This window comes from Pseudoalteromonas ulvae UL12, from assembly GCF_014925405.1.
GTDB classification, from domain to species: domain Bacteria; phylum Pseudomonadota; class Gammaproteobacteria; order Enterobacterales; family Alteromonadaceae; genus Pseudoalteromonas; species Pseudoalteromonas ulvae.
The window spans coordinates 360,872-375,075 of record NZ_AQHJ01000027.1; the positions used below are offsets into that span (position 1 = coordinate 360,872).

The 14,204-nt window shown below is 41.5% G+C and carries 13 protein-coding genes; 5 read left to right on the forward strand and 8 right to left on the reverse strand.

What is annotated here, in order from left to right:
- Positions 1-25: 25 nt before the first annotated feature.
- From fliG to PULV_RS09775, 8 genes are all read right to left on the reverse strand, one after another.
- A complete protein-coding gene (gene fliG, locus PULV_RS09740; protein WP_086743867.1) occupies positions 26-1,057 on the reverse strand; it encodes a flagellar motor switch protein FliG in 1,032 nt (343 codons plus the stop codon).
- Entirely contained in the window at positions 1,050-2,777 is a 1,728-nt protein-coding gene (gene fliF / locus PULV_RS09745; protein WP_086743868.1) for a flagellar basal-body MS-ring/collar protein FliF, read from the reverse strand. The genes fliG and fliF overlap by 8 nt, the downstream gene beginning before the upstream one ends.
- 18 nt (positions 2,778-2,795) lie before the next feature.
- Positions 2,796-3,119, reverse strand: coding sequence for a flagellar hook-basal body complex protein FliE (gene fliE / locus PULV_RS09750; protein WP_086743869.1), 324 nt, complete (start codon positions 3,117-3,119; stop codon positions 2,796-2,798).
- A gap of 184 nt (positions 3,120-3,303) precedes the next feature.
- Entirely contained in the window at positions 3,304-4,653 is a 1,350-nt protein-coding gene (locus PULV_RS09755; protein ID WP_193331585.1) for a sigma-54-dependent transcriptional regulator, read from the reverse strand.
- Positions 4,650-5,759 (reverse strand): sensor histidine kinase, encoded by a 1,110-nt coding sequence (locus tag PULV_RS09760; RefSeq protein ID WP_086743871.1) that lies wholly within the window; start codon positions 5,757-5,759, stop codon positions 4,650-4,652. The genes PULV_RS09755 and PULV_RS09760 overlap by 4 nt, the downstream gene beginning before the upstream one ends.
- A 182-nt stretch (positions 5,760-5,941) precedes the next feature.
- Positions 5,942-7,408, reverse strand: coding sequence for a sigma-54 dependent transcriptional regulator (locus PULV_RS09765; RefSeq protein WP_193331586.1), 1,467 nt, complete (start codon positions 7,406-7,408; stop codon positions 5,942-5,944).
- Positions 7,409-7,529: 121 nt separating this feature from the next.
- Complete coding sequence (locus PULV_RS09770) at positions 7,530-8,288, reverse strand: flagellin (protein ID WP_193331587.1); 759 nt, start codon at positions 8,286-8,288, stop codon at positions 7,530-7,532.
- A 63-nt stretch (positions 8,289-8,351) separates the two neighbouring features.
- Positions 8,352-10,169: a flagellinolysin gene (locus tag PULV_RS09775; protein WP_193331588.1), complete on the reverse strand. Its 1,818-nt coding sequence runs from the start codon at positions 10,167-10,169 to the stop codon at positions 8,352-8,354.
- A 221-nt stretch (positions 10,170-10,390) separates the two neighbouring features.
- Between PULV_RS09775 and fliS the strand changes: the two genes are divergently transcribed.
- From fliS to PULV_RS09800, 5 genes are all read left to right on the forward strand, one after another.
- Positions 10,391-10,813, forward strand: a complete 423-nt coding sequence (gene fliS / locus PULV_RS09780) for a flagellar export chaperone FliS (protein ID WP_086743874.1) — start codon at positions 10,391-10,393, stop codon at positions 10,811-10,813.
- Complete coding sequence (locus PULV_RS09785; protein ID WP_086743875.1) at positions 10,800-11,126, forward strand: hypothetical protein; 327 nt, start codon at positions 10,800-10,802, stop codon at positions 11,124-11,126. Before fliS ends, PULV_RS09785 begins: the two co-directional genes overlap by 14 nt.
- Before the next feature lie 76 nt (positions 11,127-11,202).
- Positions 11,203-12,204 carry a UDP-N-acetylglucosamine 4,6-dehydratase (inverting) gene (gene pseB / locus PULV_RS09790; protein ID WP_086743876.1) on the forward strand — a complete coding sequence of 334 codons (1,002 nt, stop codon included), beginning with the start codon at positions 11,203-11,205 and terminating at the stop codon, positions 12,202-12,204.
- Complete coding sequence (gene pseC, locus PULV_RS09795) at positions 12,201-13,346, forward strand: UDP-4-amino-4,6-dideoxy-N-acetyl-beta-L-altrosamine transaminase (RefSeq protein ID WP_193331589.1); 1,146 nt, start codon at positions 12,201-12,203, stop codon at positions 13,344-13,346. Before pseB ends, pseC begins: the two co-directional genes overlap by 4 nt.
- Positions 13,343-14,197, forward strand: a complete 855-nt coding sequence (locus tag PULV_RS09800) for an aldo/keto reductase (protein ID WP_193331590.1) — start codon at positions 13,343-13,345, stop codon at positions 14,195-14,197. The genes pseC and PULV_RS09800 overlap by 4 nt, the downstream gene beginning before the upstream one ends.
- The last annotated feature ends 7 nt before the right edge of the window (positions 14,198-14,204 follow it).

Sequence of the window (14,204 nt, forward strand, 5' to 3'; positions counted from 1 at the left end):
ACTCCAAACCACGATGGTGATGTCATTATAGGAATTCCTCACCGCCACCGCCACCAAGCATAATTTCACCCGAATCAGCCAATCGTCTTGCCACTGATAAAATCTCTTTTTGAGCCGCTTCAACTTCACTAATGCGAACAGGCCCCATCGCCTCAAGGTCATCAGCCAACATTTCGGCCGCACGTTTAGACATATTTTTAAGAATTTTGTCTTTCAAGCCTTCATCTGCGCCTTTGATTGCTTTCATCAAGACATCTTGTTGAACATCTCGCAAGATTGCTTGAATACCGCGATCATCAACATCCATTAAGTTTTCGAACACAAACATTAAGTCTTGGATTTGTTGTGACATTTCTTCATCATGCTCACGGATTGAATCCATTAATTGACCTTCAACATTGGTTTCAAGGTAATTCATGATATCTGCAGCCGCTTTTAAGCCGCCCATTTTAGCTGCTTGCGCACCCGCTTGGCCTGCGAACTGTTTCTCCATAATTTCATTCAGCTCTTGCAATGCCGCCGGTTGGACTTCTTCAAGGTTGGCAATCCGCATGGTTAAATCTAAGCGAACCTTTTCAGGGAACTGAGAGATAATTTCTGCTGACTGCTCCGGATCAAGGTAAGCAAGTACAATTGTTTGGATCTGTGGATGCTCATTGCGAATAATATTCGCGACTTGTTTTGAGTCCATCCACTTGAGCGAGTCTAGGCCTTTCGCGCCTGAACCCATGATAATTTGGTCAATTAAGTTCGCTGCTTTTTCTTCACCTAATGCGGCAGTTAACGCTTTACGTATAAAGTCTTCAGATTGGAAACCAATCGTACTAAAGCTTTGAATTTGGTCGATAAAAAGGCGATGTACGGCACTGATTTTATCTTGGCTCAAGTCAGCTAAACTGGCCATGGCCATACCCACTTTTTGAACTTGTTTAGGTTCTAAGTGCTTGAGTATTTGCGCTGCATCCTCTTCTGATAAGCTCAGTAAGAGGATGGATGCTTTTTCAACCCCATCGAGCTTATCAACGTCAAATCCTTGTTTTGCTTCTTGATCAGTCATCTTCAGTTAACCACGCTTTCACAACTTGAGAGGAGAGTTCTGGTTCATTCGCCACCAAGGCACGAACCGCTTTAAGTAAATCATCATCACCATGTAAGTCTGGTAATTGCAAGGTACCATCTGGTGCAAAGCCCACGGCAGATTCATCAAATGTTTGATTGAGCATATCAAGAGTGCTGTCACCAATATCGACACCTGAGCTCATTGCATCATCATCATAACTCTCTAATGTATCATCTGGGTAGATTAGTTTCTTAAGCATTGGACGAACAACCGCAACAATCAAGACAATAATCACTAACGCACCCATCACTAAGCGTGCAATCTTGAAGAACCACGGTTGCTCCCAAAGCGGTAATTCTTCTGCAGCTTCGATGTACTCTTGAACAAACGGAACTGTCACCACTTCGAGTGCATCACCTCGTTGCATATCAAAACCGATCCCACCTTGGAGTAAGCGACGAATATTGGCAAGTTCTTGCTGTGTTCGTGGCTCTCTGGTTGCATCGGCGCCTTCAGCACCTGCTACAGTATTATAATTGAGGGCCACTGAGACACTGATCCTTCTAATTACACCCGTTTGTTGGCGCTTATGGGAAATCGTCGTATCAAGTTCATAATTTCGCGTCGCTTCTTTATGATTACGGCTCGGCGCACTAGCACTGGCGCTGCCACCATTTGCTTGCTCTGGTATGGCCGAATTGACTGGCGGTTGATTGCTTAATGCACCAGGGATCCCAACGGCTAAACCGCCTATATTATTTTCTTCACGGGTCATTTCACTTCTAACGGCGGGTAAATCTGGGTTGTAACGTTTTTGTGTTTCTTCTACCGAGCTGAAATCCATCACCAAATCAACTTGAGCAGTATAGTTACCTAACCCAACGATAGGGATCATGATTGAGTCAATTTTTTCTAAGTATTCTTGCTCGCGTTTACGCTCTACTTCATATTCTTTTCTAGAACGAGCGGCTAATGAGTTTTGTGAACCTGAATTTAATAAACGTCCATTTTGATCTGTGACTGTTACACGTGCAGGCTCCAGCCCTTGAACCGCAGAGGCGATTATATCGACAATTGAATCAACTTCTTCACCATTTAAGATCCGGCCACGCTTTAATGTAAGTACGACAGTGGCAGAAGGGGACTTTTCTCTGCGCGCAAAGACATTTTCTTTTGGGATAGCCAACAATACTTTTGCACGAACCACGTTTTGTAATTCTTCAATCGTGCGCGCAAGTTGTTGCTCGCGACTATGCTTAAGCCGCTCCCGCTCTAACCGCTGACTGACCCCAAACCCCATATCTTGCATTAAGATATCAGTGCCTGAGTTTGGTGAATGGTCAAGCCCCTCTCGGGTCATCATCAATTTTATGTCTTGATAATTACTTTCAGGCACATACACAGTATTGCCATCTAGCGAATATTCAATTTTTTGTGCATCAAGAAAATCCAACGTTTGAATTAACTCTTCTGTCGGCATTTTTCCAAGTGGGCGCATATCCGGTTGGCGAGCCCAAATAATGATAAAAACAGCTATCGCTAAGCAAATTGTTAACGCAATAACCAAAGTGACTTGACGTAATACATCAACGCCACTTAACGCACCCAAGAAGCCAGACTTTTGCTCTTGCTCATTGTCATTTGTGTCCTCACTGGCCATCATGCCACCACCTGGGTTGGCTAATGCGAGGTCTGTTGTTTGATTATCTTGCGTCACAATCTTACTCCATCACGCCTAAACAGGCATGTTCATGATATCTTTATAAGCTTCGACTAATTTATTACGAACCTGAACGGTCGCTTCAAATGCAACTGACGATTTTTGTGAGGCTATCATCGCTTCAGCAAGCGACACTCGGCGGTCACCCATTTCAACAGCGGTGACTTTTTGCTTTGAGTCTTGTTGTAATTCATTGACTGTATCGAGTGCATTTTTTAGCAGGCTGCTGAACTCTGCACTTGAAGATTCTTTAATAGGAAGTTGATTGCCAACAGTGTTGCCAGCCTCGAATGCAATTGACTGCATTTCTTGTAAAAGTGTATTGCCTGATACGTTCATATTATTCTCGAAAAATAAACTTAACTATTATTCGAAAAAGCAATCATCGTACCAAGTTTAAAAAACCCTACTTTACAACAAGTTAAATATAGTTTGGCGAGGTTTTTTCTGATCGCCAAAGTTTTGACAACAAAGAAGCCAGCATAGCTGGCTTCTTCTCTTTATCGATGAGATACCGTCGCGGTTAGGCTGGAACACTGATCCCTGCATCACGCATTTTGGCTAATTTGTACCGCAAAGTCCGTGGGCTAATCCCAAGTTTATCTGCCACTTCTTTACGGCTGCCTTGGCAGGCCTCGAGCGCATCAAGAATAATTTTATTTTCTTGATCTTTTAGCTCATCTTTAAAACTTGTTGCGCCATTTAAATCTAGCGGCTCCACAATCGTGGCACTGACCAGTTTTGGCTTTAAGGTTTCTAAATAAACCGCATCTTCATCAATAATATCGTCATGCTGTAAAATCAATGCACGCTGAATAACATTATCCAGCTCACGCACATTACCAGGCCACTGATGCATATAAAGCTTATCTTGCGCTGCTTCAGTCAATTCGACCAGAGGTTGTTTCGCTTTGAGGCAATGACGAGCAATCAGGTGCTTGGCCAGTGGAATGATATCTTCTGGGCGATCTTTGAGTGGCAGCCATTCCAGTGGGAAAACATTCAGCCGATAATATAGATCTTCACGAAAAACCCCATCAGCAACCGCTTGTTTTAGATCCCGGTTACTTGTTGCAAGTACTCGAACATCAAGGGAAATAGTCTTACGGCTACCCAGTCTTTCAACTTCGCGCTCTTGCAATACACGTAATAGTTTTGCTTGCAAGCTCAAATCCATTTCAGTGATTTCATCCAATAAAATAGTGCCTTTTTGCGCTTGCTCAAATTTCCCAGGACACGCTTGAATAGCGCCGGTAAAGGCACCTTTTTCATAACCAAACAAAGTTGATTCCAGCATATTTTCAGGAATTGCAGCGCAGTTAATAGCGATAAAAGCCTCATCAGCGCGATCGGAATGATCATGGATATATCTCGCTAACACTTCTTTGCCTGAGCCACTTGGCCCCATCACCATCACTGATGCTTCAGAGCGAGCTACTTTTTGAGCAAGCTCAAGCAGTGCAAGACTACTTGGATCTTCAACAACAGGCCCCTCAGTTTCTTTCTCTTTTTCTGGTAAGTATCGACTGACCATATTGAGTAATACCTGTGGTGCAAACGGCTTAGCCATGTAGTCAATCGCACCTAAGCGCATTGCTTCAACGGCATCGTCAATCGTGGCATACGCTGTCATCATTAATACTGGTAACTCTGGATAATTAAGCTTAATGCTTTTCAAAAGATCAATTCCAGACATAGCGCCCATTTGCACATCACTCACCACTAACGACACTTTGGTTTTTTTCAGCGTCATTAATGCTGTTTCTGCACAATCAGCTTCAATACAGGCAATGCCTGCCAGCTCAAGGGTGTCGATCAATGCTTCTCTTAAGCCAGCATCATCTTCGACAACTAAAATGGTATTCTCGTTCATGCTTCCTCCGAAGTATCAGCAGTTGGAAATACAGGTAAATGAATATTAAACGTGCTTCCGCAATCAGGATTATCTTTAAGACTGACCCGCCCTTGATGACTTGCCGCAATAGAGCTCACAACAGCAAGCCCTAAGCCTGTACCTTGGCTACGAGTCGTAAAAAATGGTTCAAATATTTTGCTTTTCAGTTCATCGGGGACACCTGGGCCATTATCGGACACGGAAATGGTCACACTGTTAACCACATGCTCATCGCGCTTTGCACTTAAGGTGACTTTGGCGCCTTTTCCGATCACTTGAACACTGTTATGGATAAGATTACCAATCGCCCCTGCCAAGGCTGTTTTATTGCCTGTAATTTCAATATCAGGTTCTGGCAATTCAATGGTCAATTGTGCATGATTTAAATTCATCATCGCTTCTGAGCCAGCTTTGACTTCGCTCAGTAGTTGCTGCAGCGACACTTTTTCAACAACCTGTTGTTCGCCACTTTTAGCAAATAACAGCATGTCGTTCACTTGTGTTTCGAGATCTTTTAAGCGCGACATTAACTTAGTATGAAAACTACTCTTTGCATCACCTGTTAATGCTTTATTTCCTAAATTAGCAGCGTATAACATCGCCGCAGATAAGGGAGTACGTACTTGATGTGCGAGCGAAGCAACCATCTTTCCAAGCGCACCTAAACGCTGCATGTGTGCTAGGCGCTCTTGTAATCGACGTGTTTCAGTTAAGTCAGTCATTAAAATAAGCTGACCAGGTTCAGGAGAAAGAGCTGAAATTTCAAGCTTCACACGACGGCCATCTCTCAATGAGACTTCGTGACCATCGTCTTGACGGGGAGAAAATGAGCGCTGAATTACTGTTAGCCATTTTTCACCTTCTAAAGGCTCGCCAAGCATACTAATTGCGATTTGATTGGCTTTGGCAATCATTCCGCGACCATCAAGAACAATAACGCCAGCAGGAAGTGTATCAACTAAATGACCTAGCCAGCTTGCTTGCTGGCGCAACTCACTTAACTCACCAATATAAGATTCTTGCAATAAACAAGGGTTATATTGAGTTTGATTGAAATCACTTCGATAAACATGTGCTAATGCCATAATTTTTGTCGCCAACTCTTTTCTAGATTAACTAGTCAAAGCAGAGATCGTGCCAAAAATAAATCGCTAATTTTCAATGTGTTGCACTAGATGTTTGGAGTGTCAATTTACTGACAAGAGACAATTTAACAAAAGAGCCACCGCTATATACGAGATGACTCCTGCTAAAATAACGAGGTTGATTAATCTTTATTGAGGTTATATTTTTTCATTTTTTCGACCAGAGTGGTGCGCCTCACACCTAACACTTCTGCTGCGCGCGCGACGACATAATCATAACGCTCAAGTGCTTGGCTTATCAGGTTGATTTCAAGATCAGCCAGATACTCTTTCAAATCCATCCCTTCATCAGGGAGCAAGCCAAACGTGCTATCCGTAGATGAAAAACCAGAATCTAGCTCGTCGTCGTCATCTGATGAGTAATCACCAAAACCTGCGCTAAAGATATCATTAAGTGCTTGGCGTTCAAGAATTTCCTCAGGGTATTCAGGGATATATGCATCAAGGTCGACATGCTGATATTTTTTCGGTAAATCTGCAGCATCAACCACCTTCTCAGGAAACATAATCACCATACGCTCAACCAGATTGGCCAGCTCACGCACATTACCGGGCCAATCGTGTTCTTGTAACGATAACATTGCACGTTCGGTGAACTTAGCGCTCGCGCCCCCTTGCGCAATGTTGCGTTTCATCATTTCTTTTAACAGCAGTGGAATATCGTCTTTACGATCTCGTAATGAAGGGTTTTCGATTGGAAAGACATTGAGCCGATAATATAAATCTTCACGAAAACGCCCAGCTTCAATCATCTCTTCAAGGTTTCGATGAGTTGCAGCAATAATACGCACATCTGCGTTGATTGGTTTGGTCCCACCGACACGTTCATAAGTTCGCTCTTGTAAGACTCGCAGTAATTTAACTTGCATCTGCAAAGGCATATCACCGATTTCATCTAAAAAGAGCGTCCCTCCTTGCGCCAGTTCAAATCGCCCTTTTCTCGCAGAAATTGCCCCAGTGAATGCGCCTTTTTCATGACCAAATAACTCACTTTCGAGTAATTCACCCGGAATTGCACCACAATTGACGGGAACAAAAGGGCCATCAGCACGGTTTGAAAGTAAATGAACATTTCGTGCCACCACTTCTTTACCCGTGCCAGATTCACCTAAGATCAAGACATTTGCATCGGTTTTAGCGACTTGGCTAATTAAAAAGCGAATTTGTTGGACAACTTGTGTTTCACCGACAAAACCATCAAAACGACGGTTATCTTCATCTTGGCGCGCTTTGCCTGGAATTAGGCGTTGATATTCTTGGCAATCATGGATGAGCTGCGTTGTAACTGAATAATTAAACGGCTCACATATCAACCCCACGACATTGGCAATCGCAAGTAAGGGCTTTAGCGTTTCACCAATTAACAAAAAAGGAATGGCGGGGTTTTCTTTAATAAAGCTTTCGTGATCGATAGACATCGAAGCACCCAGAATAAATGCAGTCACACAATCGGTAGGCTGAACAAATTGGCTATAATTTTCACTTGTTACCAATTTATTGGATTCATTTATAAACGTTAATGAAGCAGAAAGCCCATGAGCTCGTTGCTGATTTTCATCAAGAATTAAAATTATGTTGTCTGGGTTCATGCTTACAGCACTGCATTTATAATTATTATATAGATTGTAAGGTGTTGAACCCTATATGCAAGTCAAAGTGGCAAATTTTTGACGTCAGCATCATTTTTTTGACGTTTTATTGACTGGGCCGTTAAAGCAACTTTTGCAACAATCCAGCTTCTAGATTACCTTGCGCTTTAAGAGCAAGCATTGTTTCAAGTTGCATTTTATTTTTAACTTGTTCACTGACTTCTGCAGCGATATCAGTATCTTTAATTCTTGAATAAGATTGCGAATTCGCTTGGCGGCTACTTTGTTGTACTTCAATATCAGACAAAAGCTGGTTTTGTAATGCTCCAATACTTGTGCGCCCCGCCCCGACTTGTTCAAGCACGGCTTCACTTTGCGCTATTGCTTGTTGTGCCCCGACTGCTGAAGTGACATCAATCTCAGACACAGCTTTCACTAGCGTTTCGCTATCCAACGCGATTGAATTAGAAAGTGTGTTACTTGAATTGCCAAACACTGCCTGACCAGCAAATTGGGTGTCAGTCGCAATGGTACCTACTTGCTCTTGTAAGCCTTGTATTTCTTGTTGAATCGCTTGACGCTCACTCGAACCCAGTGTGCCATTTGCTGCTTGGATACTTAATTCATTAATACGCTGCGCAGCATCTTGCACGCCTGAAAGACCAGCGTCTGCAACTTGATAGTAAGACACGGCATCGTTAGCATTGCGAGTTTGGTTTTCCAGAGAGTTTAATTGAGTCAGTAACTTATTCGATATTTGTAATCCAGCTGCATCATCTTTCGCGCTGTTGATTTTCTCACCTGATGAGATTTTTTCTTGGCTCGATGCAATTTTATTGAGCGTTGGATTGATAGAAATATTAGCAGAGATAGGTTTCATAATGTTCCCTCCATTTAACTAAGCATAGCCTAAACCGTGAAGAGAAGAAAAATAAAAGGCACTTTATTGAAGCAATGATAACGCCAGTTGTGGCACCTGATTAGCTTGCGCAAGAAGTGATGTTGCAGCTTGTTGAGTTATTTGGTTTTTCGTTAATTCTGCTGTCTGTGTGGCAAAATCGGTATCTCTAATCCGCGCCCGACTCGCGGACGAGTTTTCAACAATATTTTCCAAAATATTAATCGTTTTATCGAGCCTATTCATACTCGCCCCCAAAACCGCTCGCTGTTTATCGACGATCACTAAGGCATCATCAACTGCAAAAATCGCAAATTGCGGTTGCTCAATGAGCTCTGCTTGTTCAAGTCCCAAATTCTTAGAATTAAATGACCCCAATGTAAACCCAATAAATTGCTGAGAATTTGCTCCAATTTGTAACGTAACAAATTCGCCTCCAGCTCCTTTTACCCCAACATCATAGTCTTCGAGTAAGATTTCGCCTCCTGAAGGGGTATTGTAAGTCGCACCGACATCAAAATCAGCAATAGTACTGTCACTATCGTTTAGAATTAAATATTCTCGAAATCCCTTTGTTCCATCTAAGCGACCACTACCTGTCCCTTGCATCGTATTTTCTCTAATTTCACCCCGAGATGCATCTCGCCCTCCCAGCGCACCATTGTCTAAGTTAGTGAGATCCATTTCGGCTTCGACATATAATTGCAGTCTCGTTTTTGCGGGGTTAGCAGCATCATCCCCTGTTGTCATCATATCTGTAAAAAAAGCAGCTTCATTTGTCCATTGCCCGCTGGCTGCGGTATTGAGTGATGCATCAAACGATTGTCCTTTTGTAAGCTCTGACATAATAGTTTGCAAGCCATCGTCCCCCAACTTGCTATGCATGTAACGCAGAGCCATATAACCACCTGAGTAAACAGCTGCAATTTCAGCCCCTGTAGAGGGCGAGAAACCGGTGACACCTTGTAAGTCATTCAAACTATTGTTGCCACCTGCAGCGCCATCATTAATCACATTTGCTAAACCCAAGTTAGCACTGTCTGTCTTTAAGCGACCATCTGCACCTCGAATTGATTCTGCCGTCCCTTCAATAAACCACGTGGGTAAATTTGTTAAATCGAAGTTTGCAGCCATAGTGGCATGCACCATTTCATGCAAAATTGTTTCGTTAAGCGCTAAGCTCGAATCATCATGAATTGATGCCGAATCAGGGAAGTCATCTTTATCAATCACCATAACCATTTGTACTGCCTTGCCACCGAGGTAGCCGGGTTTGACATACGCTGCAGTTCCGCCATCACCATCTAAATGCTCGAAATCAATTTTTAGTGACCCACTTCCAACTATCCCAAATTGTTTTTTTATGATGTCTTCAGATTCTGATAACCATGTTTTTTGCAATGCTTTGGCCATATCCCTTTCGACAGTGTCAATCAAACTGCCACTTGAAGTTTGGAACAGATTTTTATCACCAAAACGCGTATCTTCATTGATATGATCGATTTCATCTTTTAATTGGATAAACTCTTGGTTTAAAGCTTTGCGATCAGATTTACTGTAGGTTGCATTTGAGGCTTGAATTGCAAGCTCGCGCATACGTTGCAATGCGTTGGTAATTTCTTGTTGTGCACCTTCTGCAACTTGCAACATAGAAATACCATCATTCGCATTTCGTTTAGCAACGGTTAACCCATTAATTTGAGTTGAAAGTTTCGTGGATATTTGAAGCCCTGCGGCATCGTCTTTCGCTGAGTTGATTCTTAGCCCTGACGATAGTTTTTCCATTGCATTATTCACCGCAGAGCTTGCATTGCTAAGTACTCTTTGGCTATTTATTGATGCAATATTGGTTACTATCCTCAAGACGATCAACCTTTATTCTGATGTTAATACTGTCCTATATCGGTTCGGTTGAATAAAACTTGAGCGCTTTTATAATGTTTTTAGCTAATGTGTTTTAATCACCACTTTTGTTAAAGTTCAGTCTAGATTGGCAGATAAAAAGGGTAACACTGGGTAGAGATCATATTAATGGTATGAACTTTGCTTAACTATTTTATCGCATTAAATTATACGGGTGTCCTATGTCTCGACTTTCGATTCAGAAATATAAATCAATGAAAATCAACAGCGCTGAGAATGCTGAACCATATGAGTTAATTCAAATTGTATTATCCAATATTATTGGAAAACTCACAGCAGCCAAAGCCTATATAGATAGAAAAGAAATAGAAAAAAAAGGGATCTCTGTTAGTGAAAGCATTACATTAATTGGTGCACTTCAAGACAGTTTAGATATGGAAAATGGTGGTGATATTTCAATCAACCTATTTCGTTTATATGAATTTACGCAAACTAAGTTAGTTGAAGCAAACTTTGAAAATTCAAAAGATAAAATTACCGAGGTCATCAACATCTTTACTGAAATTAAAAGTGGATGGGATGCAATCCCCAAAGAAATGAGACAAGTACAGCCAGCTTCAGAAGTGCAATATGCACAAGAATAATGACCTAACGTCATTATCGGGTGACGCATTATTGGCAACAATTGCAGAGCTGAATCAGCGACTCATTACAGTATTAGAGCAAAAAAACTATGAGGATGCTGAACCTCTCCAAAAAACCTTGAGAACTGTATTTGAGCAATGCATCAAGTTAGCAGAATCGGGGCTTTTATCTGACATCGATGAATTTACAAGACTGATTGAAGAATTTGAAATGATACGCACTCAGTACGAATCCGAGCTGGCAAATATCAAACTTAAAATCGTTAAAATGAACAAAGACAAAAAGGCATTAAAAAAATACTCAAATTTATGAGGTAAATCTTTTTATATTTTTCATTTACTTAGCTAATATATAACTAAACATTTATTCATTCTCATGAAGGCCCAACATGTTCGACAATAAAACAATACTTATTACTGGTGGTACTGGATCGTTCGGTAAAAAATACGTCGAAACTCTGCTGAAAAGATACACGCCCAAGAAAATAATCATTTTCTCTCGAGATGAACTGAAACAATTTGAAATGCAGCAAGTCTTTAACCATGACTGTATGCGCTATTTTATTGGTGATGTGAGAGATAAAGCAAGATTAACGCGTGCGATGAGAGGTGTTGATTTTGTTATTCATGCAGCAGCCTTAAAACAAGTACCAGCAGCTGAATACAATCCAATGGAGTGTATCAAAACAAATATAAATGGTGCAGAAAACGTGATTGATGCTGCACTCGATAATGACGTAGAAAAAGTTATCGCATTATCGACAGATAAAGCTGCCAATCCAATTAATTTATATGGCGCCACCAAGTTAGCCTCCGATAAATTATTTGTAGCTGCAAATAACATTTCTGGTGGTCATAAAACAACATTTGCAGTAGTCAGATATGGCAATGTTGTGTGCTCTCGAGGATCGGTGATCCCATTTTTCGAAAATTTAATTAACGCCGGTTCAGATCACTTACCTATCACTCATAAAGACATGACCCGCTTTTGGATTAGCTTGCAAGATGGCGTTGATTTTGTTCTTAAAAACTTTGCAAGAATGTCAGGTGGTGAAATCTTCGTACCTAAAATACCAACTCTGAAAATCACCGATCTTGCCACATCGATGGCACCATCATTACCACAAAAAGAAGTCGGTATTCGTCCTGGTGAAAAGCTTCATGAAGTTATGTGCCCTGCTGAGCTTTCCTACCAAACGTATGAATATGCTGATCATTTTGTGATTGCACCCAGTATCAGTTTTAGTTCACGTAATAATGATTTTACAATCAATGCAATTGGTGAAAAATCGGTATTAGTACCTGAAGGATTTGAATATAACTCTTTGACCAACCCTCATTATCTTAAAGTTGAGGAGATTGAAGACTTTAATAATAAGGCGATGTCATGATCCCTTATGGAAGACAGGATATTAATCAAGCTGATATCGATGAAGTGCTTGCTGTATTACATTCTGATTTCTTGACACAAGGGCCAAAGGTACCTGAGTTTGAAGCTGCTGTATCGCACTATGTGAATTGCCAATTTGCACTAGCGACCAACAGTGCAACATCTGCGCTTCACATCGCTTGTCTTGCGTTAGGAGTCTCGTGTGGAGATCGCGTTTGGACTAGCGTCAATAGTTTCGTCGCATCAAGTAATTGCGCCCTGTATTGTGGCGCGCAAATCGACTTTATTGATATCGATCCGCGCACAGGAAACCTCAGCCTTGTCGCGCTTGAAACCATGCTAATTAATGCACAAAAAACAAATACGCTGCCAAAAGTAGTCATACCTGTGCATTTTGCAGGGCAAAGCTGCGATATGCCAAGCATATACGAACTTTCAAAACGATTTGGATTTGCCATCATTGAAGACGCCAGTCATGCTATCGGTGGTGAGTATCACCAAGGTAAAATAGGAAATTGTCAATATTCTGACATAACAGTCTTTAGCTTTCACCCGGTAAAAATAATCACCACCGCTGAGGGCGGCATGGCCATGACAAATAAGCCCGAACTTGCTGAAAAAATGGCTTTATTTCGCTCTCATGGTATCACCAAAAACCCTGATTTGATGAGTTCTACAACACTGCCACCTTGGTATTATGAGCAGCAGGTGTTGGGGTATAATTATCGCATGACTGAGCTGCAGGCCTGCTTAGGGTTGAGTCAATTAACTCGTATTGATGAATATATCCAACAACGAAACAGTAAAGCACAATGTTATAACGATGCCCTGAAAAATTTGCCCTTAAAGGTCCTTGAGGTTATTTATGGCAAAAGCGCCTATCACTTGTATGTAATACAGTTAAATGACGCGACTCGACATCTAACCGTATTCAATGCGCTTAGGGCCGCTCAAATTGGCGTTAATCTTCATTATATCCCGATAACTAAACAGCCGTATTATCAGCAACTCGACATGACATTTACCGCCCACCCCCATGCTGATGATTACTACGCAAGAGCCATATCTATTCCGCTTTTCCCAACTATGTCAGATAAAGATCAACAAGATGTGATTCAAGCATTAACAGACATACTATTATGAAGCTTGCTCTTGGTACGGTGCAATTAGGCTTAGATTATGGGATTAGTAATAAACAAGGCCAAGTAGATCTCCTCGCTGCACAGCAGCTACTTAGTTTCGCTTATGAGCAGGGTATTCGTTTTTTAGACACTGCTGCGGCATATGGAAACAGTCAGCAAATACTAGGGGAGTTCGCTCATCAGAAATCCCACATCATTACCAAAATCAACCCTGATGAGTCTTCATTAGCAGATATAACTAATGCTCTAGATGAGTGTTTCAACCAATTAAATCGCACACACATCTATGCCGTTATGCTGCATAACGCCGATCGACTCAATCACCCAAATAGTCGCTCAGCGTTAAAACAACTCGAAGCTGAAAAACGTAATGGAAGAGTTCAAAAAATTGGCCTTTCTCTTTATCATCCCGATCAGGTAAAGTTATTTGATGTATTTACACCAGATATTATTCAAATCCCCTTAAGCATCATCGATCAACGATTTTTAGCCAATGGTTTATTAGATAAACTTCAGGCTCAAGGCATCGAGATTCATGTACGCTCAGCATTTTTACAAGGACTTTTGCTGCTTGAACCAAGCAAAAGGCCTTCGTATTTCAAACAGTTTAGCGCTCTAAATCGCTTTGATAAATTCATTGAGAGCACATCTGCTTCACGGCTTAGCGTGTGCCTTAATTTCTTTAAGAGCCTACCCGCTATAGCTAAAATTGTTGTCGGGTGTTGTTCAAAGGATGAGCTTTCTGAAATTATTGCTGCATATCAAGCCCCTATTGCACTCAATGGTCTGAATTTTGCTTGCGATGATCAAGCGTTAATTGTGCCAAGTAACTGGCCAAAATTATCAAATTAGGGTTCTC